This window comes from Rhodococcus sp. GQ147 (genome assembly GCF_059759155.1).
Genome location: NZ_JCAXDU010000013.1, coordinates 1 through 25,250 on the forward strand (window position 1 = coordinate 1; position 25,250 = coordinate 25,250).

Consider the following 25,250-nt stretch of genomic DNA (forward strand, 5'->3'; position numbering starts at 1 on the left):
GTGGGCCTGTAGTAGTGCACTGCTTGATAACCGCGGCGGTGCGGTTATGGTCGCGCTCAGTTGGACTTGTCGAAGACGGCAGACCTTTTCTTGGGGTGCAGCTGCCGGTCACTTCATGTGGTTCGAGGATCGAGTGAGGGCTGTCGTGATTCCGAATCCTGCTATCCACTCAGGTATTTCGCGGTAGAAGCTCGACGTGACCTGGTAGGGGCCGTTTGCGTGGAGCGCGGCGTAGGCGGCGATCCAGGTGCGCACCTCATGGGACGAGTGGCCGGCCTGCTCGACGAACCAGTCATTGGTCCACGTGTCGATTTGTTCGAGTTCGCCGGATGCCAGAATTTCGAGAAGATGCTGGTCCCAGTGGGGGTTCAACGGCTGAATGGTGGCGGTACCGGCAGCGAAGTCTCGACCTGCGGTGATGACGCGTTGTTCGCGGGCCTTGCGTTCGGCGTCGCTCGGATTGCGGCCGTCGATCAACCGTTCGCGCACCTGCTCAGGCGAGCTGGTGAACTGCGGAATCGGTGGGTCGTGGGAGAGCCCTCCGGATCCGACGAACAGGACGCGTTTGTCCAGTTTGTTGGCTGCTCGTCCGACAGCTTCGCCGAGCAGCCGAACTCGGCTGACGGGGCCGAGGGGTTCGGCGACGGAGTTGATGAAGATCGGCACGGTCGGTACTGCGATGATCGATCCGACGAGTAGTTGTAGAGCCTGGGCGAAACCGTGGTCGACGTGCATGCGTTCGGAGAACGCGGCGTCGATACCGCTGTCGAGTACTTCGCGCGTAATAGTGCGGGCGGCGTCGCGGTCGACGTCGAGGGGGCCGGCTTCGGTGCCATAGTCGCCGACGGACTGCGCGCCGGCTCCGATGCAGAACGGTGGCAGCAGGTCGTAGAAGACCCCGTTGTAGTGGTCGGGGGCGAAGATCACGATCAGATCTGGGGCGAAATCGGCGATGAATCGGCGCGCGTGGTCGAAGGCGGCGTCGACGGCGTCGATGACTTCTTGATCGGGGTCGTTGCGTCCCATCAGGGGGGAGTGCGACATCGCGCACAGCGCCACAGGCATCGCGGAGCCTCCTTTCTGGTACTTCACGGCCTCTGCCCGGATGGTTCGAGCGAGAGCGGATGAGGTTCGTCGGATGGGTGCGTCCGGCCGGTGCCGCCAGGGGTTTCAGGGGAGGGCGGCACCGGCTGCATCTGTGTCAACTGCGATCGAGGAGAAAATCCAGGTGCAGTTTGTTGAAGGTGTCGGGGTCTTCGTACTGGGGCCAGTGTCCGCAGTTCTCCATGACCGCCAGCTTGGCGCCAGGGATGTGGGAGGCGATGCGCTCTGCTTCGTCGACCGGACCGGAGGGATCTTTGGTGGTCCACAGAACCATCGTTGGCACGGTGATGCCTTGGAGGGTGGCATCGGTGATCATGTTCCGTTTGCGGGTTTCGAGGTCCTGCAAGGCCATGTTCATTTCGCATGCCTTGAGCCAGTCCGGTTGTTGGAAGATGGCCTGGCGGGTGCGGATGAGGTCGTCGGTGACCATGTTCGGGTCGGCCATGAGCCATTCGAGGCGTGCTTTGACGCGTTCCCAGCTCGGGTCTTTCGCCGCTTCCATCGACAGGGTGTAGAGCCGTTCCATTACCTGTGGGTTGGCCATGGTGCCGCCCATGGTGTTGAGCACGATCCGCTCGACTTTGTCCGGGTGGTCGTGAGCGAACTGGGCGGTGACCCATCCGCCCAGCGACTCGCCTGAGAAGGATGCCTTCTCGACGCCGATGGCATCCATAAGGTGCAGCACGTGGTCGATGTAGTGCTTGATCTCGAGGGGGTGATCGGGTTTGGCGGAGTAGCCGTGGCCGATGAAGTCGATGGCCCACACATTGAAATGCTCGGCGTGTGAACGCAGATTGCGGACATATGCTTCGGCGTGGCCGGTGATGCCGTGTAGGAGAATGAGTGTGGGCTTGGAGTCGTCCCCGGCGTGCAAATAGCGGGTGCGGTATGGGCCGGCCTGGATGAACCCCTGGCTGAACTCGACCTGGTTCAGATCGTCCCAGACGCTGGTGTACGGGCGGGTCATGCGTGTGCTCCCTCGATTGGTGTGATGCTGGCTGTGGAGGCTGATGTTGCGTCGTCGGCGGTGACGTGCGGGACGACGATCGGTACGGCGTGGATGCTGTACTGGGGCGTACCGCCGTTCCCGGCGGTTGGGGTCTCATGCGGGGCACGGTCGAGGACGATGCTGAGCGCGTTCTCGAGGTGGGTGAGTGCTTCGCTGTCGCCCCATACCGGAGCGCTGTACCGCCAGGCGACGTAGCCGTCGGGGCGCACGAGAAGAGCCCCGGCCTCATGGATTTCACGGAGCTGCCGCCAGTACCCGTACGAGTCGTTGATGCCCGCTTCACCGATGACTACGGTGCGCAGGAACGGTAGGTCCAATGTGGCAGCGGCACGTTTCCATGCCTGTCCGCCGATGCCGGTGAGTAGGGTCATCTGTCCCTTGCCGGTGACATCGAGGGTCGAGACCCGGGTACCGTGCGGGCCGACCAACCAGGCGTGTGGCAGCTTGGCGCCAGGACGAGTGGTGGCCTGCAGGTACAGTTCCCGGTCGCGTCCCCATACCTCCTCACCGGCTTCAAGGTCGGGGACCACCGCAGACGAGGCGTAACGCTGGTTGAGTTCGACGCCGTGGGCATTGAACTCGGTGTTCTTGACCTCGAGTGCCTCGTATAGGCGCTCACGCAGTGCCGCGCCTTCGGAGGAGGGAGCTTTGAGTTTTGCCAGGCCGGCGGTGACCGGGTCGTCGCTGGTGGGATCGAACCACTCGCGCAGACCGGCGTAGTCCTTGCGGGACTGGTTGGCGCGCGCGACGATCTGCCTGCCGACCGGAACCCGCTCGGGGGAGTAGGACTCGAGCAGTCCCGGTCCCGCGTATCCCTTGGCGGCGTAGGCGATCTTCCAGGCAAGGTTGAATGCATCCTGCATGGAGGTGTTCGAGCCCAGGCCGCTGCTCGGCGGATGCCGGTGTACGGCGTCGCCGCCACAGAACACCCGGCCGGATTGATAATGCTCGGCCCACTGCTGATTGACGTACCAGAACGAGCGCGACACGATGTCGATGGTCAGCTCAGGGTCGCCGACAAGGGTACGGATCTGTTCTAGCACAACGTCATCGGATATGTCGGGTTCACCTTGGGACATGTCGAAGCCCCATCCGGCGATCCACTGGCCCCAAGGTCTGATCGCCCGCAGCAGACCCATGCCGATCTCACCGAAACCGGCCTTGGAGTTGAAGATCCAGTGCAGAATGCTCGGCCGGTGAGCGACGTACTTGCTCAGATCCGCGTTGAACAGGATGTAGGCGGTGCCGGCACGGGCGAGCTCGCCTTCAAAGGGCAGTCCGATCTGTTCGGCGATCTTCGAGCGGGCACCGTCGAAGCCGAGCAGGAAGCGCGCTCGCTGGGTGAACTCGGTGCCCGAGCGCACATCCCGGAATCTCACCGTGACACCGTCCTTGTCCTGGCTGTGATCGAGGTATTCGGTGTTGAAACTGATCAACGCGCCGCGTTCGGCCGCGTTCTTGATCAGTACCGGTTCCATCAGGGGCTGAGGGATGTCGAGCATCGCGCACGGGCTGCCGGCGAGATAGTCGCCGTACCGGGCGCCGGTGCCCCATGTCTGCATCCGGACGATTTCTTCACCGGCCAGACTGGTGGTGAACAGGGTGTCGCCCATCTGGTCCCACGGAGTGGCGTATGTGCGGGCTTCGTCTTCGACGCCCAGGTCGCGGAGCACTTCTACGGCGCGTTGGTTGGTGATGTGCGCGCGGGGTGAGTTCGCCACCCAGGGGAACATCGAGACGGCGTGGACGCGCACACCGTAGGTGGCCAGGGCGAGAGCGGCTGTGCCGCCGGCGGGACCGAGTCCGACGATGATGACGTCGGTGTCGTACGTGGGGTCGTGGTCGTTCATGGTGGTCACTTCACTTGTCCAAGGTCTGCAGGGACTGTGCGGCGTCGGTGGTGGGCGGAGTCGAAAAGGATGCGGTGGCAGTTGCATTCGGTGTCGAGGTGCGCTTGTCGGCAACCAGTTGGCGTGTCGCGCCCTTGCGTCCCCAGCCGCCGGGCAGCAGGATCACCGAGACCACCGAGATGGCCGAGACGATCAGTAGGTAAAGCACGATCGAGTTGCTGGTGTTGGTGGAGGCGTACAGGGCGGTCGCAATGGTCGGGGCGAACGCCGAGCCCGCGACCTGGGAGAGCGTGTAGCCGATCGAGACGCCGCTGTAGCGCACATCCGCATCGAAGATCATGGTGAACAGCGATCCGGTTACTCCGGCGGCGGGGGCCATAGAGATGCCGAAGACCAGTACCTGCGCGGTCATGAAAAGCCAGGGGTTTCCGGTGTTGATCAGTGCGAAGGCCGGGCCGATCGCCACCCCCATGGTGACGGCGCCGAGCAGGTACATGGTCTTGCGGCCGAAGGTGTCCGACAAGGCGCCGAAGACGGGATAGAGGAGGACGGCGACGAGGCCGGCGACGAACACGCTGGCCAGGGCGAAGGTGCGGCTGATTCCGGCGACGGTGGTGCCGTAGGAGACGAGATACGCCATGCAGATGTAGGCGAACACTCCCTGGGACAGGTAGGTGCCGGCAATGAGGAAGATTTCTTTCCAGTGCTTGCGGAATGCGACGGCGATCGGCATCCGCACTACAGCACTGTTGGCTTTGATCTCGGCGAAGTCGGGGCTTTCGGTCAGGGACAGGCGGATGAACAGGCCGATTACGATCAGGACCGCGCTGAACAGGAACGGTAGCCGCCAGCCCCAACTGAGGAACTGCTCGTCCGGGAGTTGAGAAGCGGCGAAGAACGCCAGGGTCGCAATGCTCGTCCCGGCGGGAGCACCCATCTGTGAGAAGGAGCCGAAGAATCCTTTCTTCGCGGTGGGGGCATGCTCGACGGCCATCAAGGTGGCGCCACCCCATTCACCGCCTACGGCGAAGCCTTGAACCAGGCGCAGCAAGGTGAGCAGGATCGGAGCGGCGATGCCGATCTGGGCGTAACCGGGTAGCAGTCCCATCAGTACTGTGGTGGCACCCATACCGACGAGAGAGATGACGAGCATCTGTTTGCGGCCGACCCGGTCACCGAAGTGGCCGAAGACGATGCCTCCGAGGGGTCGGGCGAGGAATCCGACGCCGAAAGTAGCGAAGGACAACAGGATTCCGATAGCAGGTGAAGCATCGGGGAAGAACAAGGTGGGGAAGACCAGTGCGGCCGCAGTGCCGTAGATGAAGAAGTCGTAGTACTCGACGGTGGTCCCTACGAAGCTGGCCAGGGCGACCCGCATCGGGGAGGTCTTCGTTGCGGAAGTCGGCGCGGTGGTCACGGTGTGGTTCCCCCGCTGCGAGTGTCGGAGCAGGCTGGCACTGCGAACAATGCTGGGTGCGAGGCGGTCGTCATGGCCGCGCCTTTCGTCTGAGATTCGTCGGGATGTCGAAGAGGGCCGCCGCAGAAAGGGGCCGAGCAACTGGAATGCTAGACGTCTAGCTGCGAAGCTACTCCAGCGCGAATGGTGACGCAAGTCTCTGTCGGAGGAGGCTGGATCGCACTGTGGCGATCATTGTGATGCGGCGCTGCCTGAAGATACAGCGCCGCAGGCGGGGCGGAAGCCTGTAGGCCTGCCCGGTCGTGCAGAATCCGTTATAGGGAGCGGGCTCACCATCAGCGCGATGGCTGAGCACTCGATTCGTCGCGAATGACCGCAATCGTGCCGACGATATGGCGCTCCATCGCCTCACGCGCCGCAGCGGCATCGCGATTTCGGATCGCCTCGGCGATCTCGTGATGGTCGTGCTGGCGGTCGGGTAACGCACTCGCGAGCGGGTTGGTGATGCCGGCGGTGTTGATCAGGAAATCCGACAGATCCCACATCCGCTGACTGGTCTCCTCCATGATCCGTGAATGCGCCATCGCATGGATGGCGGCATGGAATTCCCTGTTGTGAACTCGGTATCCGTGGGCGCGGACCTCGGGGTCGTCGGAGGCGATCAAGGCATCGACGCGTGCAGAGATCAGATCCAGCTCCCGCACCTGCGCCTCGGTTCGCCGCGTGGCCGCCACCGCAGCAATGGCTCCTTCGAAACCACCGAACAGGGTGAAGAAGTCCTCGACCTCACGCGGGGTGTAGGAAACGACCTCGCACCCGACCTGGGGGACGATGTAGACCAGTTTGTCGCTCGAGAGGCGACGCAGGGCATCCATGACCGGCTGTTTGCTCACCCCGAATTCCTGCCGAATCGACTCGACGACGATCTTCTCGCCAGCTGTATAGCGGCCTTCGAGCAATCGGGTCTTCAAGATGTCGTAGAGCGCGGAGGACAGACGTGCCCCGGAGGTGCGGACGTGCGCAAGGAGGGCGGCAGCCTCGGTGCTAGCCGTCGGGCCGGGATCGGTCGAGGTCATCGGCTCAGGCTTTCCGTCGGTTATCGGGTGGTGCTGGGAGCTGAAGGCAGCGACTTGCATTCTAGTACTTGTGGTGTGAGTCACTGTGAGCTACGTTCATCTGGAACGCTAGCATTCCAGTTCGCGATCAGTGGGCAGCATCCCCGATTGCGGAATCCCCTCCGGAGGCATGCACACCCGTAGTGAGGCCGTCGGACACATCCCCGCTACGACGGGTAGGACGAGCCAAGTGCACACCCCTGGGCCCCGTGCAAGGAGAAAACTTATGGAATTCTGTATCGGCACCTGCGCCAAGATCGACCAGGTCGCGATGGTGAAGCAGGCCGAGGACCTCGGGGTCACTCACTTCGGTGTCGGCGAAGGCCCGTTGCTGTTCTCCGATCCGTACCAGTTCCTCGCCCTGGCTTCGCAGCAGACCACCGGCATCCACCTGGGCACCATGGTCACCAATCCATTGACCCGCATCGCCCCCGTCACCGCGAACTCCATGGCCACTCTCAATGCCCTGGCGCCAGGCCGAACCTTCCTCGGTATCGGTACCGCCAACAACGCGCTGCGTTCCATGGGTAACCGCACCGCGAAGATCTCCGAACTGTCCCACGCCATCGAGGTCTCCCGTGAACTGATGGCAGGCCACCGGGTCAACCACACCTGGCTCGGACAGTCCCGGGAAGTGGAGTTCCTCGACAAAGAAAGTGGCTTCTACAACGTCACCGACCACATCCCGATCTGGGTTGCTGCCGGCGGGCCCCGCGGTCTTGCCGAAGCAGCCAAATACGCCGACGCCGTCGTCTACTGCCTCGGACCGAACATCGACATGATCCAGATGATTCGTAGGCTCCTGGACAAAGCCGTCGCCGATGCAGGACGAGCCCCAGGCTCTGTCAAGCTCGTCTCGTTGTCCTGGTTCTACCAACTCGGCAACGGAGAAACCTGGGAAGACGGCGTCACCAACGGCTTCGGATCCGGACCGATCAGCTCATGCATCACCAACGCCGGACTGATGGACCAACACCGCGACGAACTCGGCGACTCGATCGTCGACGCCTCACTCACCGCCGCCCAGCAATACCTCGGCGACCCGAAATCCGCGGACCAACCGCACTATCTCGACGTCTGGGCGAAGTACCTGCGCGGCCTCGACCCCCGGCACCGTCCGATCATCACCAAGGAACTCGTCGACTACTGGTGCCTGTACGGCTCTCCTGCCGAGCTACGAGAAAAAACAGCCCTGATGCGCGAAGCCGGCGTCGACATCCTTCAAGTCTTCCTGTCCAACCCACGCACAGCCGCCCGCGACATCGACAACATCGGGCATTCGATCCTCGCCCACGTCTGATCCTTCCCCGTTCTGCCCAGGAGATACTGATGGAACTCGACCCGCGTACCACTGCGCTCGTGGCTGTCCACTGTCAAGGCGACGTCGTCGAAGCTACCGGCGCCTTCGCCGACTTCTTCTACCAGCAGGTGACCGAGCGCAAGGTCATCGACCGCATAGCCACGCTCATCACCGCCGCCCGTACCGCCCACACCACGATCGTCTACACCCGGGTCGCATGGAAGCCGGACTTGTCCGATCTCGACGCCAACTCGCCCCTACTCGGCATCGTCGCCCAATCCGGTTGCCTCAAGGAAGGCAGCGAACTCGCCGAGATCATCGAACCCCTCACGCCGCATGATGAGGACACCGTGCTCACTCACCAGCGCATCGGAGCCTTCGCCCGTACCGACCTCGATACCATCCTACGCAGCAAAGGCATCACCACCCTCCTCTTCGCAGGTGTGGCCACAAACGCCTCCGTCGAGGGAACAGCCAGGGTCGCAGGCGATCTCGGATACCGAGTGGTGATCGTCGAGGATGCATGCTCTGCGGCCACTCTCGCAGCGCATCAAGCCAGCATCGACTCCCTCGCGCTACTGGCCGAGATCAGCACCGTCGACGAAGTCCGCGCTGCTTTGGCTACGACGATCACCGGCACCCCGGTTTGACCGCCGACACCAGTTCTCGGGCACAGCGCGTCGATGCCTATCCGCCCTCACATTGCTGATCTCAGACGGGACTGTAAGAACAACGGTGTAACTCTGAAAGGAGATGCACCACCATGACCGATGTGATTGATCGTGAGGACGAATCGAACTCGGCACCTGTGGGTGTCAGCGATGCCCGGCTGCAGGAACTGGTGGATCAGGCGCGGGCCGAAGGCCTCCAGCTCACCGGCGAGGGCGGGTTGCTGGCGAAGTTGACCAAGCTGGTGGTGGAGTCCGCCCTCGAGGGCGAGATGGACGACCACCTCGGCTACGGCAAGAATGACCCGGCCGGCAGGGGCAGCGGCAACTCCCGCAACGGCAGACGCGCCAAGACCGTGCTGACCGAGGCCGGCCCGGTCGAGCTCGACGTACCCCGGGACCGGGAGTCCTCGTTCGAGCCGAAGATCGTGGCCAAGCGGCAGCGGCGGCTGACCGGGGTGCAGGACATGGTGATCTCGCTGTCGGCCAAGGGACTGACCACCGGTGAGATCTCTGCGCACCTGGCCGAGGTCTACGGCGCCGAGGTGTCCAAGCAGACGATCTCGACGATCACCGAACGGGTGATGGACGGCATGGCCGAGTGGCAGAACCGGCCGCTGGACCCGGTGTATCCGGTGCTGTTCATCGACTGCATCCACGTCAAGATCCGCGACGGCAACGTGGCCAACCGGCCGATCTACGTCGTGATGGGGGTGACTGTGGACGGCACCCGCGACATCCTCGGATTATGGGCCGGCGAGCACGGCGACGGGGAGGGGGCGAAGTATTGGCTTCGGGTGTTGTCGGAGCTGAAGAATCGTGGTGTGCAGGATGTGCTGATCGTCGTGTGCGACGGTCTGAAGCATCTGCCCGACTCGATCGGGCAGGTGTGGCCGCAGACCATCGTGCAAACCTGCGTGGTCCACCTCCTCCGCAATACCTACGCCTACGCCTCCCGCAAGGACTGGGCCGAGATCGCCAAGGACCTCAAACCGGTGTACACCGCGCCGTCGGAGCAGGCCGCGCTGGACCGGTTCGCCGAGTTCAGCGACAAATGGGAGAAACGCTATCCCGCGATCATCCGGCTCTGGACCAACACCTGGGCCGAGTTCGTGCCGTTCCTGCAGTTCGACAACGCCATCAGACAGGTCATCTACACGACCAACGCCATCGAGAGTGTCAACGCCCGAATCCGCAGGGCCGTCAAGGCCCGCGGTCATTTCCCGACCGAGGCCGCGGCCCTGAAATGCGTGTACCTGGCCATCATGAGCCTCGATCCCAAAGGCACCGCCCGCCAACGCTGGTCCAACCGCTGGAAGGCAGCACTGAACGCCTTCGAGATCACCTTCGACGGACGCCTGTCCGCTGGACGAAAGTAGCTACAGTTCAACCAGTTACACCGTTAACTTGACAGACCCCCATCAGTGCCCGGTCGCTGGCTGGGTTCAGAGGAGTTGATGGAAGATGTCGAGGGTGACGTTCCACTCGGCGGTCCCGGGGTTTTTGCGGTCCGGCTGGATAGTGACGAAAGTGCGCGCCAGCGCCACGCTCAAGCCGCCGGCAATCAGCGGTAGCCGCTGCTCGGTCTCCTCGGAGAGGGCTACGTCCAAGGGCGGTCGGGCCGCCAGTTGGTCGAGCAGAGGTTGAAGTTCGATCTCCTCGTCCAGCTTCTCGAATCGGTCGATGCTCTCCTGCAGCCCCTTGGTGATCGGCAGGTCCCACGGTTCGATCACGTCCCGCAGGTTTGCCTTTGCCGAGGCCTTGCCGATGAGGATCACGTCGTAGATCTTGTCGTCGATGAAATCCGTATAGCGCTTGAGGTCGTTCCGGTCGACGTGCAGTCCAGCCGCTACCCGGAAGAACCGCTGGAATTTCACGGTGCCCATCACTGGCATGTCGTCAGCTCCTCTCGAAGTATTCATGGATTTGGCGAACCGCCATCGCTCCTTCACCGACAGCGGATGCGACCCGTTTCACCGAGCCGCTGCGGACGTCACCCGCCGCGAACAGACCGGGCCGGCTGGTTTCGAGCGTCCTCGACAACCCGGCGCCGATCCGCCGGTCGCCGTCCCCTCGGGCGCGGACCGCGTCCAGGCCCGTGAGTACGAAGCCGTGGTCGTCGAGTGCGATCGCGTCGGCCAGCCACCCGGTATGCGGCATCGCCCCGATGAAGACGAACAGGGCGTGCACCCCGATCGTGTCCTGTTCCCCCGTGCGATTGTCCTCGACCACAATTTCTTCGAGGTACTTCTCACCGTGGACCGTACGAACCTCGGTATTCCGGTGCACGGTGACGCGCGGATGGCGCTCGATCTGGTCGACCAGGTATCGGGACATACTTTTTCCGAGGTCGTCGCCGCGGATGAGCAGGTGAACGTGGGAGACATGGTCGGCGAGGAAGACGGTGGCCTGTCCGGCGGAGTTTCCGCCGCCGACGATAGCCACCGGGTCGGTGCCGCACATCCGCGCTTCCTGATGGGTTGCGGCGTAATACACGCTCGTCCCCTCCAGTGCCTCGATTCCCGGAACCGTCAACTTGCGATATCGCGCCCCGGTGGCGAGCACGAGGGCCCGGCCGCGGATCTCGCCGCCGTCCGCCAGTTGGAGCACATGGTTCCCGGCCTCGGATCCCAAACCGGTCACCTCCGCCGACACGAGAAGGCGGGTACCGAACTTCCCGGCCTGAATCACGGCCCGCTCGGCCAATTCGGCACCGGAGATCCCCGCCGGAAAGCCCAGGTAGTTCTCGATCCGGGAGGAGGTACTGGCCTGGCCGCCCGCGGCGATCGACTCCAGTGTCACCGTGTTCAACCCGTCCGAGGAGCCGTACACGGACGCGGCCAGACCGGCCGGTCCCGCACCCACCACGACGAGGTCGCACACGTCCTGGGCCGCGTCCGGGACCGGGACCGGAAGCCCGACGATGCGGGCTAGTTCCGCATTCGTCGGATTGCGCAGCACCTTCTCGCCGTGCCAGATCACGACGGGAGTATCCTCTGGGGCGACACCCAGGCTGCGCAGCAGCTGCTCCGCCCGTTCGTCCCGCTCCAGATCGATCCACCGGTGGGGCAATCGGTTGCGCATCGCGAACTCCCGAAGCCGCAACGTATCCGGGGAATAGCAGGAGCCGATGATCCGGAACCCCGAACCGAGCCCGATCAGCAGGTGCCGGCGCACCAGGTAGGCCCGCAGGATCAGATCGCTGAGCACAAGATCGTGGGCCACCAGCGCGCGCACCCGCTCGGCCGGGACGACGAGCACCTCGCCGTCCTCGATCACCTCGGCGGTGAAGAACGCCACCTGGCCATCCAGCAGTCCGAGCTCGCCCAGGAAGCGGCCCGGGCCGTGCACGCGCAGTATCCGGCGTTCGCCGTCCACGGCGCCCTCGTCGATGACCGCGACCTTGCCGGAGAGGATGACGAAGAAGTCGTTGCTGGGCGCGCCCTCTCGGATCAGCACCTCGCCGGTGTGAACCGATCGACGCGTGCCGCCGACCTCGAGCGTCGCGACCTGGTCGTCCGTCAGCCGTGGGAAAGCACCTTCCTCGTCCGGAGTCTCGTCGTCGACCGGCGGACTGTCGGGGACGGGTGCGGCGTCCTCAGACGAAGTTCTGGTCGACATAACACCACCGCCAATCCTCGCCGGGTTCCATCGACTGGACGATCGGATGGCCGATGCTGTGGGCGTGCGCGCTCGCGTGCTTACCCGGCGAGGAGTCGCAGCAACCGACGTGTCCGCACGTCAGGCACAGCCTCAGATGCACCCACGGGGTTCCGAGGCGAAGACATTCCTCGCAACCCTGCGGAGTCCGGGGCGCCACGGGCCGGATCGCGATCACATGTGGGTCCGCGTGGGCAAAAGTCATGAGTTCGCCTCATTGCCTGCTTTTTCCGAGAGCGCCTGATCGAGCCATGTGCGCAGCTGGGGTACCGGAGCGGCGCCCGCCTGACGAGCGAGGACCTCACCTCGGTCCATCACCAGCAGCGTCGGTACGGCGCGGACGGTGAACCGTTCGGCCGTCTGGGGTGCAGCATCCACGTCGACCTTGACGAGCTTGATCTGACCTGCGCGTTCTGTGGCGAGCTGCTCGAGCGCGGGGCTGACCATGCGGCACGGAGCGCACCACGTCGCCCAGAGGTCAACGAGTACAGGCACCGAGGATTTCTCGGCGACCTCCGCGAAGTCGCCGTCCCCGGCCGAGGCGATCCAGGGCAGCGGCTCGTGGCAATTTCCGCAGCGGGGTCTCCCGTTCCCGGCCGCCGGTACCCTGTTGACCTTGCCGCAGTGTGGGCACTTCACCGTGTCGGATCTCATGACGACACCCCTTCTCAGGCCGCGATGGCGGGTTCCGTATATGCGACGGACAGTTCGCCGTCATCGACCGTGACATCGATGGTGCCGCCCGGTTCGATTTCGCCGCGCAACAGCGCACGACCTATCCTGGTTTCGACCTCATGGGCGATATACCTGCGCAGGGGTCGTGCACCGTAGACCGGGTCGAAACCGTGTTCGGCGATGAGCCGGCGTGCTTCCGGTGTGATATTCAAGTGTATCTGTCTCTCTGACAATCTGTTCCGAAGGTCGGTGAGTTGTAGCTCGACGATATGTTCGATCTGGGGCAGTGTGAGCGGGGTGAACAACACGATGTCGTCGATCCGGTTGAGGAACTCGGGACGGAAGTGCCCGCGCAGTTCCGCCAGCACCCGCGCCCGGGCGTCCGGCTTGATCTCGCCGTCGGCTGTGACTCCGTCGAGGAGATGCTGGGATCCGATGTTGGAGGTCATGATGATCACCGTGTTCCGGAAATCGACCTGCCTGCCTTGGGAATCGGTGATCCGGCCGTCATCGAGCACCTGTAGAAGGGTATTGAAGACGTCGGCGTGGGCCTTCTCGATCTCGTCGAAGAGCACCACGGAGTACGGCTTGCGGCGCACCGCCTCGGTGAGCTGACCCCCCTCGTCATACCCGACGTACCCGGGGGGTGCACCGATGAGTCTGCTCACCGTGTGCCGTTCCTGGTACTCGCTCATGTCCAGGCGCACCATGTTGTCTTCGCTGTCGAAGAGGGCACTGGCCAGCGTCTTTGCGAGTTCGGTCTTCCCCACACCTGTCGGGCCCAGGAAGATGAACGAACCGATCGGCCGGCGCGGATCGCGGATACCCGACCTTGCTCTGATTACCGCGTCTGCGACCAGTTGCACTGCCTCGTCCTGACCGATGACTCTCTCGTGCAGGATCTCGTCGAGCTTCAACAGTTTCTCCCGCTCGCCTTCCTGCAGTCGAGCGACCGGGATACCCGTCCATGCGGCCACGATCTCGGCGATCTCGTCTTCGGTGACCACCTCGCGCAGCAACGGATTGCGGCCTTGCCTGGTGGCCAATTGCTCCTCCGCCGCCTTGAGTTTGCGTTCGAGCTCGGTGATCTCGCCGTATCGCAGCTCGGCGGCCCGATTGAGGTCGTAATTGCGTTCGGCCTCCTCGGCTTCGTGGCGCAACCGTTCCAGCTCTCCCCGTAGCTCCTGCACCCGACGGATCGCTTGGCGCTCTGCCTCCCACTGCGCGTGCCGGGCGTCGGCCTCGGCCCGCAGATCGGCCAGCTCCTTGCGCAGCTCGTCGAGACGCGCCTTGCTGGCCGTGTCCGTTTCCTTGGACAGCGCGGCCTCCTCGATCTCCAGGCGGGTCACCTTCCGGGTGAGCTCGTCGAGTTCGGCGGGCATCGAATCGATTTCGGTTCGTAGCCGCGCACACGCCTCATCTACCAGATCGATCGCTTTGTCCGGCAGGAAGCGGTCGGTGATGTACCGGTGCGAGAGGGTCACGGCGGCCACCAGTGCGCCGTCCTGGATCTTCACGCCGTGAAACACCTCGAGGCGTTCGCGAAGTCCGCGCAGAATCGAGATTGCATCCTCGGCACTGGGCTCGTCGACGAGAACGGTCTGGAATCGACGCTCCAATGCTGCATCGGATTCGATGTGCTTGCGATACTCGTCGAGAGTGGTGGCACCGATCATGTGCAGTTCGCCGCGGGCGAGCATCGGTTTGAGCATGTTGCCGGCGTCGAGAGATCCCTCGCCGCCGACCGATCCTGCGCCGACGACGGTGTGTAACTCGTCGACGAACAACAGGATGCGCCCCTCGGCCGCTTTCACCTCGGACAGCACCGCCTGCAGCCGTTCCTCGAACTCGCCGCGGTACTTCGCGCCGGCCACCAGGGAACCCATGTCGAGCGAGAAGATCGTTTTGTCGCGTAGGCCCTCGGGCACGTCGCCGCGGACGATCCGCTGGGCGAGGCCCTCGACGATCGCGGTCTTGCCGACGCCGGGGTCGCCGATCAGCACCGGATTGTTCTTCGTTTTCCGGCTCAGGATCTGCGTTACCCTGCGGATTTCGGCGTCTCGCCCGATGACCGGATCGAGTTTGCCTGCTCGGCCCTCGGAGACGAGGTCGCGTCCGTACTTCTCGAGCGCCTCGTACGCACCCTCCGGGGTGGCCGAGGTGACGCGCTGGTTGCCGCGCACTGTGGTCAAGGCGGCGAGGAAGGTCTCTCGTGTGACCCCATGACTGGCGAGGACCCGTCCGGACGCACTGGCCGATCCCTCCTCGGAGAGGGCCATCACGAGATGCTCCACCGACACGTAGGAATCCTTGAGTCGCTTCGCCTCCCGTTCCGCGGCGTCGAGCAGCTTGGCCAGGCGCTGGGTGATCATCACCTGACCGGGCGTCGCGCCGGGGCCGCTGACCTTCGGCCTGCGCGAGAGTTCACGTTCCAGATCGGAGCGTAGGGCGTCGACGTTCGCGCCGGCCTGCTCGAGCAGTCGGGGTACCAGCCCGTCCTGCTGATCGACCAACGCGAGCAGCAGGTGCTCTCCGTCGACCTCGGTGTGACCCATTCTGGTCGCTACGTTCTGGGCTTCCTGCAGGGCTTCTCGTGACCTTTCAGTCAGGCTGCCGGTGTCCATGGGGGTGTCCTCCTTCTGCGGGACGCTGCTTCGAGTTTCTCGATTCGATCCAGCAGATCGAGCACGAGCCCGATTGCCGAGTAGTTCAGGCCTAGACCCGTCCGCAACCGTTGGATGCGGGCAGCGTGGGCCACTGCTGACGGTTCGAACAATATTTCGCCGCCGGGGTCGCGGCGTGCGTCGATCAGGCCGAGAGCCACGAGTTTTCTTGCCAGGTCGGGGTGCAGCCCGGTACGTTCGGCGAAGACATCCAGCGACATTCCGGTACGGCGAACCAATATGTACTGGGTGACCGGGGTGGGGGTGCTCATGGCTGTTTCCTCGGGTCGAAGTTCGATTCGGCGGCCAACTGTTCGAACAGCTCGCGTTCGCGTGCTGTCGGTTTCGATGGCACCATCACCTTGATTTCGGCGTAGAGGTTGCCGTTGGAGCCTCGCGGGTTGGGCATGCCTTCTCCGCGCAGGCGCAGCTTCCTACCTGTCGACGAGCCCGGTACGACTTTGACTTTCGCCTCACCGCCGGGAGTGGGAACGGCGACCGTCGCGCCGAGGGCTGCTTCCCAGGGGGAGACGGGAAGGTCGACGTAGATGTCCCGGCCCTGTACGCGGAACCGGGCATGCGGTTTGATCCGGACCACGAGGTACAGATCCCCGGGCGGTGCGCCGCCGTTGCCTCGGCCCCCTTGCCCGGCCAGCCGGATTCTTTGGCCGTCGAGGACACCGACCGGAATGTCGACGTCGTATCGTCGTCCGTCCAGACGGAGAGTGCGTTTGCCGCCCCGGTACGCCTCTTCCAGGGTCAGTTCCAGTTCCGCTTCCTGATCGGCGCCGGGAATCGGGCCGTACGCGCCACCGCCGCCGAACATCTGTCCGAAGAGGTCCTCGAAGTCGACGCCGCCCTCGCCACCGAAACCTTGACCGAAGTGCACCCTTCTGCCGCCGGCCCCGCCCCCGCCGCCGTACCCACCGCCGCCGTACCCGCCTGCGCCGGCCCGGACCCGTTCGTCGTAGTCCTCGGGTACCCGCCGGAAGTCGTCCCCGAATCGGTCGTAGCGTTTCCGGGTGTCCGGGTCGGACAACACATGGTAGGCCTCATTGATCTCTTTGAACTTGTCTTCCGCAGTGGGGTCTTTGTTGATGTCGGGGTGATATTTGCGGGCAAGTCGGCGGTAGGCCTGCTGGATTTCGTCGGTGTCGGCGCTGCGCGGGACCCCGAGCGCTTCGTAGTAGTCACGCGCCATGGCGCTCACTCCTCAGGTCGGCTGACGACCACGGTGGCGGGACGCAATTGCTGTCCGTTTTCTCCGTAACCTGGCCGCAAGACCTCGATCACGGTCCCGGAGGGAAGGTCGGGTTGGGCCACCACACTGACTACTTCGTGGAGTTCCGGGGTGAACGGCACACCGACCTCGTCGTGGCGCTCGAAGCCGAGCCGTGACAGCACCTGCACCGCCTGATCCCGGATCGCCTTCACACCCTCGACGACGGCCTGAGGATCGCTATCCGCATGGGCCAGCGCGAGCTCCAAGTTGTCCAGGACAGGCAGCCACGCCGCCGATACCCTCGCTGTCTCCGCGGCGCGTTCACGGTCGAGATCTTTGGCATACCGCTTGCGCAGGTTGTCCAGATCTGCGAGTGCTCTGCGCCAGCGGTCCTCGAGTCGAGCCAGCTTGGCTTCGGTATCGGTGTGATCAGGCCTCGTCTCGGTCTGGTCCGTGTCAGTATGGTCGGTAGCCTGCTCGGTCGTCGAATGATCAGCAGATCTGTCCATCAGGTGCCTCAACTCCGATCGAACTCGGCGTCGATCACGTCGTCGTCATCCGACGACGCAGCGTCTCTTCCGCCGGTCTGGTATCCCTCGCCGCCGTTTTGAACCGCTGCAAGCCCGTAGAGCAACTGCTGCAGCTCCGAGGTCAGTGGCTCTACCTCCGAGGGTGGAGCACCGTCTTCTACAGCCTTCCTCGCGTCGGCGATCAACATCTCGGCACGCGCTTTCTCGTGCGGTGGCGCACTGTCACCCAGTTCGGCAAGTCGCCGTTCCACCTGGTAGGCAACCGAATCGAGGGCGTTACGTGCGTCGACCGCCTTGCGCAGCTCCTCGTCCTCACGCCGGTTCCGTTCGGCCTCGGCGAGCATGCGCTCGACCTCGCTCTGGTCGAGGTTGCCCTGTTCGCTGATCGTGATGCTCTGCTCCTTGCCGGTGTCTTTGTCACGGGCGGTGACGTTGAGAATGCCGTTGGCATCGATATCGAATGTGACTTCGACCTGCGCCTCGCCGCGTGGCGCAGGTCGGATGTCTTCCAGCCGGAACCGGCCCAGCACCCGGTTGTCGGCGGCGCGTTCGCGTTCGCCCTGCAGGACTACGACGTCCACGGCGGACTGATTGTCTTCCGCTGTGGAGAACACTTCGCTGCGTCGGGCGGGGATCGTCGTGTTGCGCTCGATGATCTTGGTCATTACCCCGCCCTGCGTCTCGACGCCGAGGGACAGTGGGGTGACGTCGAGCAACAGTACGTCGGAGACCTCACCTTTGAGCACGCCTGCCTGGACCGCGGCACCGAGCGCCACGACCTCGTCCGGGTTGACGCCCATGTGGGGATCCTTACCGCCGGTGAGCCGGCGAACGAGTGCCTGTACCGCCGGAATGCGTGTCGAACCACCGACCAGGATCACCTCGTGGATGTCGTTGGCGGTGATCTTGGCGTCACTCATTGCCTGCTTTACCGGACCGAGGCAGCGTTCCACCAGATCTGCCGTCAGATCCTCGAACTTCGATCGCATGATCGTGGTGGTGAGGTGTTTGGGGCCGTTCGCGTCTGCGGTGACGAAGGGCAGGTTGACCTGGGCTTGAGTTACCGAGGACAACTCGACCTTGGCCTTCTCTGCCGCCTCGAAGAGTCGTTGCAGCGCTTGTGGATCCTTGCGCAGATCGATGTTCTCCGCGCTCTGGAACTCGTCGGCGAGGTAGTCCACCAGGCGCCGGTCGAAATCGTCTCCGCCGAGGTGGGAGTCGCCGGCCGTCGAGCGAACCTCGACTACTCCCTCGCCGACATCGAGCAGGCTCACATCGAACGTGCCGCCGCCGAGGTCGAAGACCAGTACGGTCTCGTGGGTCTGTTTGTCCATGCCGTACGCCAATGCCGCCGCGGTCGGCTCGTTGATGATCCGCAGGACCTCGAGGCCCGCGATCCGGCCGGCGTCCTTGGTGGCGTTGCGCTGCGCGTCGTTGAAGTAGGCCGGAACGGTGATGACCGCTTCCTTGACCTTCTCGCCAAGGAACTTGCTGGCGTCGTCGACGAGTTTGCGCAGCACCAGGGCACTGATCTCCTCTGGTGCGTACTTCTTACCTCGCACGTCGAATCGTGCCTCACCGTTGTCGCCCGGTACGACGTCGAAGCTGACCGCTTTGGCCTCCTCGGAGATCTCGTCGAAATGACGTCCGATGAAGCGTTTCGCCGAGTAGATCGTGCCCTTCGGGTTCAGGATCGCCTGTCGTCGGGCCAGCTGACCCACCAGGCGCTCGCCGCTATCGGTGAATGCCACCACCGACGGCGTCGTCCGCGCACCCTCGACATTGGAGATCACCACCGGTTCGCCGCCTTGCCAGCTTGCGATGACCGAGTTGGTGGTGCCCAAGTCGATGCCTACCGCAGTTGCCATGATTCATTCCTTTCGATTGGTCCGGCCGGTGAGTCGGCGGACGGCTTGGTCCGCGACTTCGACGTCGGCGAGGACTTCGGAGTGCCGTGGTTGTGTAGGGACATGGTCGTAAGGACTGGGAACGAGGTGAAGTCGCGCTGGCTGCCCTGTCCTGTGATGCGTGCATGAGCAGGCCGAACGGAGCGCCGACAACGGCACCGAAGATCGGCGCGTAGAAGCTGAGATCGAGGCGTGTACACGGCGGCCGGCCTCGGTGGAGTAATCCAAAGATCCAGCCTAATGGTGTAGCTGTCCACGCGCCCGCGGCGGCGCGGGCGCGGCCCAGCGGTAGTTCAGTGTGCCGATGACCTATTCGACCGGCTCGATGTCCTGGCGCGCGATGGCTAGTTTGCCTACTGCGAAATGCTGGCCGGAGAGGTCGTCGACGGCGTTTTCAGTTTCGGCGAAGTTGGCGAACGTTACTATATTTGAGGGGCAGATCGGTGCGGACGTACCGTGGTAGTCCCGCCACTGGACTCTGACATCACCTCCCTGCCTGATGGGTTGGCCGGCCAGAATATCTCCGTGTGGTGCCGCTGCCGCGGATGCCTGGGGTTTTGCGTAGGGGCAGTCCCAGTGTCATCCGATGCGGTTCGGCCGCAGTGAGAATTGTCGCGTCAGGATTGCGTGAGTCCTGCATGTACCTAGCCTCTACTCGGTCCGGGGCACTTCTCAGTATCGCCCAGAACGGTGCCTACCGTCATGGAATGGGGGAATCGACGCGGCGGGCTCAAGTATTGGTCGTAACCCTGCTGATTGGAGAGAAGTGTGCGGATGGGACGAAGAGAGCAAGACGGGAGTAGAGTGTCGACAACGCTTGAATTCGAGGCCGATGCGACGGTGGAGAACGAGAGCACCGTGTCGGTGTGTGGCTAGTCTGCCTAATTCTCCATTCTGATCCTGGGAAGACTGTCGATTCCGCGTCCTCAAAGGCGGTAGCTGGCACCTTTGAGCGTCAACACGTCGGCGTGATGGACGATCCGGTCGATCATCGCGGCGGCGACGGCCTGATCACCGAAGACTCGACCTGACCTTCGTCGCCCGGCGGGACCGCTCCGCGGGGCATCGTGGCTTTCGACGCCGCGACCCGTTCGGCGAATCGCGCCGAAATATAGCGACGCACAGTTGATTCCGATACCGGGACACCGTGGTCGTCGCGCAGTCGTTGGGCGATCGTTGCTACGGTCACCGACTCGTCGAGCTGGCCTTCGATCCAGGTGTGGTGGGCGGCGATCGCCGGCCAGGTCACCGCCCGCGCCGTTGGGTCCACCACTTAGGGGAACCAGGCCCCGATCAACTCGCGCCACAGGTTCTCGTCGAATCTGTGGCCGTCGCCGGGGGCAGCCCCGCCGCCAGTGCCAGGGCCAGGTACTTGCGGATGGTTTTGCGGTCGAGTCCCAGGGCTGTCGAGATCTGCACCTGGGAGCGGCCGGCATGCCAATGCCGGAACAACTCCGTCAGATCGGTCATCGTCCGCGTTCTCCTTGCCACCGCCGGGCCCCTTCCCAGGTCCTCGGTGGACCTCGGGAAGAAGCGAACCTGCAGCAGCACCCGCGCCCCGACTGAATCGCCCCGGGTCTGTCGGAGGCTCTCGAACCTGTGAAGGATGAAGAGCATGGCAGCACCACGGAAGTACAGCGTTGAGCTGAAGGAACGAGCAACGAGAATGGTCGTCGAAGCCCGCCAGGATCCAGCGACACGGCCGGGAGCACTCAAACGGATCGCCGATCAACTCGGTGTGCACCCCGAAGCGCTCCGGACCTGGGTCAAGCAGGCCGAGGTCGACGGCGGCGTGCGCCTCGGCACCACAACCAGCGATGCCGAACGGATCGCACAGCTCGAACGGGAGAACCGCGAGCTGCGGCGGGCGAACACGATCCTCGAGCAGGCCTCGGCTTTCTTTGCGTCAATGCCATCCTGAACAGGCCCGGCGGGACTCGCTCGTTTCTTTGCTGCCCCAACCTCGGTTGGTGGCTTATCCCGATGTGCGGCCCGCCGGGCCCCGGATGGTCGTCCGCGTGGCTTGATAGAAGCGTGCCGCTGATGCCCGATTGAGGCGTGCCCAATGACGACTGCCCGGGCGCCCCGTTCACCCACGGATCGGAGTCGTCAGTTGATCATCATCGGAGTCGATGCTCACAAATCCACCCACACCTTCGTCGCAGTCGACGAGGTCGGACGCAAACTCGGACAGCTGACCGTCAAGGCCACCACCGACGGTCACCTGTCCGCGATCGAGTGGGCCTCCCAGTGGCCGCAGCTGCAGTTCGCGCTCGAAGACTGCCGCCACGTCACCCGACGTCTGGAAGCGGACCTGCTGCGCCGCGGACACTCGGTGGTCCGGGTGAAGACCCAACTGATGGCGGTGCACCGACGCAGCGCCCGCGAACCGGGCAAGTCCGATCCGATCGACGCACACGCGGTCGCGATGGCCGCGCTACGGGAACCGAACCTGCCGATCGCACGACTGGACGGCCCCGCTCGCGAAGTCAAACTTCTGAGCGATCACCGGCACGACTTGGTATGCGAGAGAACCAAACTCATCAGCCGACTGCGCTGGCACCTACACGAACTCGACCCCGAACTACACATCCCGCTCCGCGGTATCCGACGGTACCGTGTGATGGACGAGCTTGCCGACCGGCTTGCACAGTTCACCGGTGTGGTCGCCCAGATCGCTGGTGAACTCCTGGATCGGTGTCGGCAGATGACCCGTCAGATCAACGACCTCGAACAACGGATCCGCGACCGTGTCCGCGCCTTGGCACCGTCGTTGCTCGACATCCCCGGCTGCGGAGTTCTCTCCGCAGCGGTCATCATCGGCGAGACTGCCGGCGCGCACCGCTTCCACTCCAAGGACGCCTACGCGAAGTTCAACGGCACCGCCCCGATCCCGGTCTGGTCGGCCCAAGAGCGGGTGCGTCTGAACCGGGGTGGCAACCGCACCGTCAATGCGGCCCTGCACGCCATCGCCATCACCCAAGTCGCTCGCGGTGGTCCGGGTAAGGACTACGTCGCCAAGCTACAGGCAGCCGGAAAGACTCGGCGGGAGGCGGTGCGGTTGCTCCGCCGCCGTATCTCCGACCGAGTGTTCCAGATCTTGCGTGCCGACGAAGCCGAACTCGGAAAGGTCGCGAACGCATCGATTTTGGCGGCGGCTTGACATAGAAGCATCGCGGAGATCGACCGCCCACAGCGCTGATCGTGGAATTCATCGCTGCTCACCGCGATGAACACGGAGTCGATCCGATCTGCGCGGCCCTGCGCGAGACAGCTGCCCAGATCGCTCCGTCCACGGTCCGAGCTCACCTGAGTCCCCAACGAACGGAATCGGCCCGTGCGGTGCGTGACCGTCAGGTTCTGTCCGTCCGAGATCCGGAAGGTTCATGCCGACAATCTCGGCGTGTACGGGGCCCGCAAGGTGCATGCGAGTCTGAAACGAAAGGGGATGGCAGTGGCCCGATGCACCGTGGAAAGATTGATGAAAATCGATGGGTTACAGGGAATACCACGATTGAAGGGTCGGAAGACCACACACAGTGACGGCGCCGAGACTCCGCGGCCGGCAGATCGAGTACAGCGGCGGTTCGTCGCCGACGCACCCAACGTGTTGTGGGTAGCGGATCTGACCTACATTCGCACGCACTCGGGGTGGGTCTACGCCGCATTCGTCCTCGACGTGGGGGCACCTCCCTGGACGAAGTCCTTGGGGGAGTCTCCCGGATGATCGTCGGTTGGCAGGTCTCGGCGTCGATGCGCACCGATCTGGCCCTCGACGCCTTGGATATGGGGTTGTGGGCGCGCCGACGGGCCGGCCAGGATGTTGCCGGGTCGATTCACCACAGCGACCGCGGTGTGCAGTATCGAGCGGTGCGCTACACCGAACGCCTCGATGAATGCGATGCGGTCTCTTCCGTTGGTTCCAAGGGTGATTCGTATTACAACGCGATGGCGGAGGCGTTCAACTCGTTGTTCAAGGCCGAGTGCATCGGCAACCCTGTGATGCGGCCACACGGGGGCTGGCGGGGCGTTGAAGAGGTCGAGTGGGCGGTCGCCGAGTACATCGACTGGTTCGATCACCGCCGCTTGCATGGCGAGATCGACCACGTTCCGCCTGCCGAGTACGAGGCGACCCACTGGGCGAATCACACGGCGGCTGACTACGGTGAGACACCGGTCCTCGCTGAGGCCGGAACCAGATAGCCGAGCCTCCGCCGAACTCGGGGCGATTCATATCACACCGAGCGCCTATACCAAAGAAAACAAGTCCGCCGGCCGACAATACGGTTTGAGTCTCGACAGGCAGACTCGCCACTGTTAGCGGACCACTTCAACCGATCCGACTCGATTCTCTGCCGCGGCATCAAGGCCGGCCCGTCGACCGGCACGACGGTAGTAACGCTTGGCACATATGTTCTGGTGGTGCCAGTATGCGCGTAACGCCAAGGGAAGCCTGGGCATCCAGAACGTTTCTTCGATGGTTTCTGTCGGCTGCTGCGCACCGATCATGATGTCAGCGACGACGATGCCGGCGCCCTCGGCGGTATTGCGCGAGGCCAGGATGTTTCCTTCGGCATCGACAATTTGTGTTGCTCCGACGTAGTTGGTGTCGTACGGAGCTGTCATCGATGTGCCAGGCAAAAGCATGAAGTCGGTGCGGAACTGCCCGCAATGGGATGCCTGCAGGACTGGAGCTCCGACTCGGCGGGCAAATTCGGTGGGAGCATTCTCCGAAAGGTACCTGTTGTATTGCGACAACGGACCAAACATGCGGTCGACGAGACCACCCCAATTGTTGGGGGTTGTCCACCAGTGTGTGCCGGTCATGACGACATCGACTCGGCCAACGAGCCTGCGGGCGGTCTGATTGCGGATCAGCTCCCAACAGACGGCCGCACCCATGCGGCCAAGGCTGGTTTCAAATGCTCCATCGTCGTTGCCGGGGCCGTAGAAAGCGTTCTCCCACATCGTGGGCAGATCTTTGTCGTGCAGATGGGTTGTGCCATCGGGCTCAAACAGGTGGTAGCGATTGTAGATGTTGTCGTCCTCGGCGATCAGCATTGAGCCACCAATGTGACAGCCATACCGTTTTGCCGCTGCCTTGAACATGTCGACGGCCGCGTTTTGGGGCGGGAGAACGCTTCGATGCGCTTCACTGCGAAACGGCAGCGGAGACGTAGCAAACTCTGGAACCCCAATGAGTTTAGCGCCCTTGCCGGCCGCTTCGGCGATCATCGCATCCAGTCGGCGCATGTTCTCCGCGACGTCGCCAGGGACCCCTTCGAACTGGATGGCCGCGGCCTTCGTGGGCTGCGCTGTGTCGCTCACCGAATCTCCTGAGGTCTATGACGGGATTGTTGAGTTCCCGGCAGGCACGTCGCTCCCCTTATCCTGCAGAAGCGAACTTTACCTTGCGATCATATGGTTGCTCGGCGTCGGCCTGTCAAGGAACCTTGGGATATGGAGCTATCGCGCTTGCCGTGATTCGGTTGGTGTACTTGTTCATACGCAGTGGATGATGCGCTTGCGGAGTAGGTCGGAGTGTGCACCGCTGCCATGATGAGCCCGCGAACTGCTGCGGAGCCGTCGAGAAGCAGCATGGCGGATTGCCTACGCTGCGTCTGCCTGAGACGGATTCAACCACATTCATCCGAGACGGATATTGCGGCCTGTGTCTCCACGGCATGCTCTGCACGCTCGGATCGTGGGGAGGATCTGTCTATGCGCGTGGAGCTTTGCTGGGCGCTGCTTGGTCGCTCTCTTGATCGGCGTTTGGTCCGGCATTCAATGCGTACAGAAAAGCCGCCGTGTCACGTGGACGCCGGACATCAAAACCGGTAAGTTCGCGTAGTTTCTCCAGCCGGTTCAGAACGGCGTTTCGGTGGCAGTAGAGCTGGTTCGCCACCCTTGACACTGTGCCGTCGCCGTTGCAGTATGCGAGCGCGGTTTCGATGAGGGTCGATGCGTCCGGGATACTTTGGAGGGCGCCGAACAACTTGGACGCCAAAGCGTTCACGACGAGCGGTGTCTGCGCTGCAGCCACTGCGAGCCACGCGTCTTTTAGCCTGATTCCACCGAAGGATCGGCTGCACAGCAGCGTGTCGAACTGAAGAAAGTGCCCCCTGAACTG

General features: G+C 63.6%; 22 protein-coding genes, 4 pseudogenes and 1 other annotated feature. Of the genes and pseudogenes, 7 read left to right on the forward strand and 19 right to left on the reverse strand.

What is annotated here, in order from left to right; translation table 11 throughout:
• Window positions 1-108: 108 nt before the first annotated feature.
• The 5 genes from AC6CID_RS15535 to AC6CID_RS15555 all read right to left on the reverse strand — a co-directional run bounded on the left by AC6CID_RS15535 (window position 109) and on the right by AC6CID_RS15555 (window position 6,456).
• A complete protein-coding gene (locus AC6CID_RS15535; RefSeq protein ID WP_039957954.1) occupies window positions 109-1,065 on the reverse strand; it encodes a 3-carboxyethylcatechol 2,3-dioxygenase in 957 nt (318 codons plus the stop codon).
• 136 nt (window positions 1,066-1,201) lie between these two features.
• The gene (locus tag AC6CID_RS15540; RefSeq protein ID WP_006551096.1) at window positions 1,202-2,071 is read right to left on the reverse strand and encodes an alpha/beta fold hydrolase; all 870 of its coding nucleotides are present in this window, start codon (window positions 2,069-2,071) and stop codon (window positions 1,202-1,204) included.
• Window positions 2,068-3,963, reverse strand: coding sequence for an FAD-dependent monooxygenase (locus AC6CID_RS15545; RefSeq protein WP_498354199.1), 1,896 nt, complete (start codon window positions 3,961-3,963; stop codon window positions 2,068-2,070). The genes AC6CID_RS15540 and AC6CID_RS15545 overlap by 4 nt, the downstream gene beginning before the upstream one ends.
• 10 nt (window positions 3,964-3,973) lie before the next feature.
• Window positions 3,974-5,341 carry an MFS transporter gene (locus tag AC6CID_RS15550; protein WP_064060776.1) on the reverse strand — a complete coding sequence of 456 codons (1,368 nt, stop codon included), beginning with the start codon at window positions 5,339-5,341 and terminating at the stop codon, window positions 3,974-3,976.
• A 374-nt stretch (window positions 5,342-5,715) separates the two neighbouring features.
• The gene (locus AC6CID_RS15555; RefSeq protein WP_064060777.1) at window positions 5,716-6,456 is read right to left on the reverse strand and encodes a GntR family transcriptional regulator; all 741 of its coding nucleotides are present in this window, start codon (window positions 6,454-6,456) and stop codon (window positions 5,716-5,718) included.
• A gap of 265 nt (window positions 6,457-6,721) precedes the next feature.
• Here AC6CID_RS15555 and AC6CID_RS15560 point away from each other — a divergent pair, with 265 nt between their 5' ends.
• The 3 genes from AC6CID_RS15560 (at window position 6,722) to AC6CID_RS15570 (ending at window position 9,842) form a co-directional block, all read left to right on the forward strand.
• On the forward strand, window positions 6,722-7,795 hold the full coding sequence (locus AC6CID_RS15560; protein ID WP_006551092.1) for an LLM class flavin-dependent oxidoreductase: 1,074 nt from the start codon (window positions 6,722-6,724) through the stop codon (window positions 7,793-7,795).
• A gap of 29 nt (window positions 7,796-7,824) precedes the next feature.
• Complete coding sequence (locus AC6CID_RS15565; RefSeq protein ID WP_039584661.1) at window positions 7,825-8,445, forward strand: cysteine hydrolase family protein; 621 nt, start codon at window positions 7,825-7,827, stop codon at window positions 8,443-8,445.
• A 113-nt stretch (window positions 8,446-8,558) separates the two neighbouring features.
• Entirely contained in the window at window positions 8,559-9,842 is a 1,284-nt protein-coding gene (locus tag AC6CID_RS15570) for an IS256 family transposase (RefSeq protein WP_231413185.1), read from the forward strand.
• Between the two features lie 66 nt (window positions 9,843-9,908).
• On the opposite strand, the gene AC6CID_RS15575 is transcribed toward AC6CID_RS15570, so the two are convergent.
• The 12 genes and pseudogenes from AC6CID_RS15575 to AC6CID_RS15630 all read right to left on the reverse strand — a co-directional run.
• Window positions 9,909-10,349 (reverse strand): DUF1931 family protein, encoded by a 441-nt coding sequence (locus AC6CID_RS15575; RefSeq protein ID WP_174556302.1) that lies wholly within the window; start codon window positions 10,347-10,349, stop codon window positions 9,909-9,911.
• A gap of 13 nt (window positions 10,350-10,362) precedes the next feature.
• Window positions 10,363-12,084 (reverse strand): FAD-dependent oxidoreductase, encoded by a 1,722-nt coding sequence (locus AC6CID_RS15580; protein WP_039584658.1) that lies wholly within the window; start codon window positions 12,082-12,084, stop codon window positions 10,363-10,365.
• Window positions 12,062-12,328 (reverse strand): UBP-type zinc finger domain-containing protein, encoded by a 267-nt coding sequence (locus AC6CID_RS15585; RefSeq protein WP_072740546.1) that lies wholly within the window; start codon window positions 12,326-12,328, stop codon window positions 12,062-12,064. The genes AC6CID_RS15580 and AC6CID_RS15585 overlap by 23 nt, the downstream gene beginning before the upstream one ends.
• Window positions 12,325-12,777 (reverse strand): thioredoxin, encoded by a 453-nt coding sequence (gene trxA / locus AC6CID_RS15590; protein WP_033097415.1) that lies wholly within the window; start codon window positions 12,775-12,777, stop codon window positions 12,325-12,327. Before trxA ends, AC6CID_RS15585 begins: the two co-directional genes overlap by 4 nt.
• Window positions 12,778-12,791: 14 nt before the next feature.
• A complete protein-coding gene (gene clpB / locus AC6CID_RS15595) occupies window positions 12,792-15,422 on the reverse strand; it encodes an ATP-dependent chaperone ClpB (RefSeq protein WP_498354189.1) in 2,631 nt (876 codons plus the stop codon).
• Window positions 15,404-15,733 carry a chaperone modulator CbpM gene (locus AC6CID_RS15600; RefSeq protein WP_039584654.1) on the reverse strand — a complete coding sequence of 110 codons (330 nt, stop codon included), beginning with the start codon at window positions 15,731-15,733 and terminating at the stop codon, window positions 15,404-15,406. Before AC6CID_RS15600 ends, clpB begins: the two co-directional genes overlap by 19 nt.
• Window positions 15,730-16,662, reverse strand: a complete 933-nt coding sequence (locus tag AC6CID_RS15605) for a DnaJ C-terminal domain-containing protein (protein WP_039584652.1) — start codon at window positions 16,660-16,662, stop codon at window positions 15,730-15,732. The genes AC6CID_RS15600 and AC6CID_RS15605 overlap by 4 nt, the downstream gene beginning before the upstream one ends.
• A 5-nt stretch (window positions 16,663-16,667) precedes the next feature.
• Entirely contained in the window at window positions 16,668-17,192 is a 525-nt protein-coding gene (locus AC6CID_RS15610) for a nucleotide exchange factor GrpE (RefSeq protein WP_039584651.1), read from the reverse strand.
• Window positions 17,193-17,200: 8 nt separating this feature from the next.
• A complete protein-coding gene (gene dnaK, locus AC6CID_RS15615) occupies window positions 17,201-19,081 on the reverse strand; it encodes a molecular chaperone DnaK (RefSeq protein ID WP_039584650.1) in 1,881 nt (626 codons plus the stop codon).
• A gap of 3 nt (window positions 19,082-19,084) precedes the next feature.
• Window positions 19,085-19,605: pseudogene (locus AC6CID_RS15620) on the reverse strand (general stress protein).
• A gap of 441 nt (window positions 19,606-20,046) precedes the next feature.
• Window positions 20,047-20,154 (reverse strand): annotated as a pseudogene (locus AC6CID_RS15625) (ATP-binding protein); the annotation flags it as partial.
• A pseudogene (locus AC6CID_RS15630) lies at window positions 20,142-20,590 on the reverse strand (IS21 family transposase); the annotation flags it as partial. The pseudogenes AC6CID_RS15630 and AC6CID_RS15625, both read right to left, overlap by 13 nt.
• 145 nt (window positions 20,591-20,735) lie before the next feature.
• Between AC6CID_RS15630 and AC6CID_RS15635 the strand changes: the two are divergent.
• The 4 genes and pseudogenes from AC6CID_RS15635 to AC6CID_RS15650 all read left to right on the forward strand — a co-directional run.
• Window positions 20,736-21,023, forward strand: a pseudogene (locus AC6CID_RS15635) (transposase); the annotation flags it as partial.
• 210 nt (window positions 21,024-21,233) lie between these two features.
• Complete coding sequence (locus AC6CID_RS15640) at window positions 21,234-22,283, forward strand: IS110 family RNA-guided transposase (RefSeq protein WP_064060056.1); 1,050 nt, start codon at window positions 21,234-21,236, stop codon at window positions 22,281-22,283.
• Window positions 22,284-22,289: 6 nt separating this feature from the next.
• Window positions 22,290-22,411, forward strand: a sequence feature (AL1L pseudoknot).
• Between the two features lie 55 nt (window positions 22,412-22,466).
• Window positions 22,467-22,847 (forward strand): IS3 family transposase, encoded by a 381-nt coding sequence (locus tag AC6CID_RS15645; protein WP_161793619.1) that lies wholly within the window; start codon window positions 22,467-22,469, stop codon window positions 22,845-22,847.
• A complete protein-coding gene (locus AC6CID_RS15650; protein ID WP_081263344.1) occupies window positions 22,844-23,323 on the forward strand; it encodes an integrase core domain-containing protein in 480 nt (159 codons plus the stop codon). The genes AC6CID_RS15645 and AC6CID_RS15650 overlap by 4 nt, the downstream gene beginning before the upstream one ends.
• 114 nt (window positions 23,324-23,437) lie before the next feature.
• Here the strand turns inward: AC6CID_RS15650 and AC6CID_RS15655 are convergent, their stop codons facing one another.
• Window positions 23,438-24,448: a carbon-nitrogen hydrolase family protein gene (locus tag AC6CID_RS15655; protein ID WP_039584647.1), complete on the reverse strand. Its 1,011-nt coding sequence runs from the start codon at window positions 24,446-24,448 to the stop codon at window positions 23,438-23,440.
• A 391-nt stretch (window positions 24,449-24,839) separates the two neighbouring features.
• On the reverse strand, window positions 24,840-25,163 hold the full coding sequence (locus AC6CID_RS15660) for a helix-turn-helix domain-containing protein (protein WP_072740548.1): 324 nt from the start codon (window positions 25,161-25,163) through the stop codon (window positions 24,840-24,842).
• Window positions 25,164-25,250 lie beyond the last annotated feature (87 nt).

Excerpts from the sequence above, each read along its gene's own strand:
- AC6CID_RS15650 (WP_081263344.1), top strand. The coding sequence starts at position 22,844 with ATGATCGTCGGTTGGCAGGTCTCGGCGTCGATGCGCACCGATCTGGCC.
- AC6CID_RS15610 (WP_039584651.1), bottom strand. The coding sequence starts at position 17,192 with ATGGACAGATCTGCTGATCATTCGACGACCGAGCAGGCTACCGACCAT.
- trxA (WP_033097415.1), bottom strand. The coding sequence starts at position 12,777 with ATGAGATCCGACACGGTGAAGTGCCCACACTGCGGCAAGGTCAACAGG.
- AC6CID_RS15535 (WP_039957954.1), bottom strand. The coding sequence starts at position 1,065 with ATGCCTGTGGCGCTGTGCGCGATGTCGCACTCCCCCCTGATGGGACGC.
- AC6CID_RS15550 (WP_064060776.1), bottom strand. The coding sequence starts at position 5,341 with ATGCGGGTCGCCCTGGCCAGCTTCGTAGGGACCACCGTCGAGTACTAC.
- AC6CID_RS15580 (WP_039584658.1), bottom strand. The coding sequence starts at position 12,084 with ATGTCGACCAGAACTTCGTCTGAGGACGCCGCACCCGTCCCCGACAGT.
- AC6CID_RS15600 (WP_039584654.1), bottom strand. The coding sequence starts at position 15,733 with ATGAGCACCCCCACCCCGGTCACCCAGTACATATTGGTTCGCCGTACC.
- AC6CID_RS15545 (WP_498354199.1), bottom strand. The coding sequence starts at position 3,963 with ATGAACGACCACGACCCCACGTACGACACCGACGTCATCATCGTCGGA.
- AC6CID_RS15585 (WP_072740546.1), bottom strand. The coding sequence starts at position 12,328 with ATGACTTTTGCCCACGCGGACCCACATGTGATCGCGATCCGGCCCGTG.
- AC6CID_RS15570 (WP_231413185.1), top strand. The coding sequence starts at position 8,559 with ATGACCGATGTGATTGATCGTGAGGACGAATCGAACTCGGCACCTGTG.
- AC6CID_RS15605 (WP_039584652.1), bottom strand. The coding sequence starts at position 16,662 with ATGGCGCGTGACTACTACGAAGCGCTCGGGGTCCCGCGCAGCGCCGAC.
- clpB (WP_498354189.1), bottom strand. The coding sequence starts at position 15,422 with ATGGACACCGGCAGCCTGACTGAAAGGTCACGAGAAGCCCTGCAGGAA.
- dnaK (WP_039584650.1), bottom strand. The coding sequence starts at position 19,081 with ATGGCAACTGCGGTAGGCATCGACTTGGGCACCACCAACTCGGTCATC.
- AC6CID_RS15565 (WP_039584661.1), top strand. The coding sequence starts at position 7,825 with ATGGAACTCGACCCGCGTACCACTGCGCTCGTGGCTGTCCACTGTCAA.
- AC6CID_RS15555 (WP_064060777.1), bottom strand. The coding sequence starts at position 6,456 with ATGACCTCGACCGATCCCGGCCCGACGGCTAGCACCGAGGCTGCCGCC.
- AC6CID_RS15540 (WP_006551096.1), bottom strand. The coding sequence starts at position 2,071 with ATGACCCGCCCGTACACCAGCGTCTGGGACGATCTGAACCAGGTCGAG.
- AC6CID_RS15575 (WP_174556302.1), bottom strand. The coding sequence starts at position 10,349 with ATGGGCACCGTGAAATTCCAGCGGTTCTTCCGGGTAGCGGCTGGACTG.
- AC6CID_RS15560 (WP_006551092.1), top strand. The coding sequence starts at position 6,722 with ATGGAATTCTGTATCGGCACCTGCGCCAAGATCGACCAGGTCGCGATG.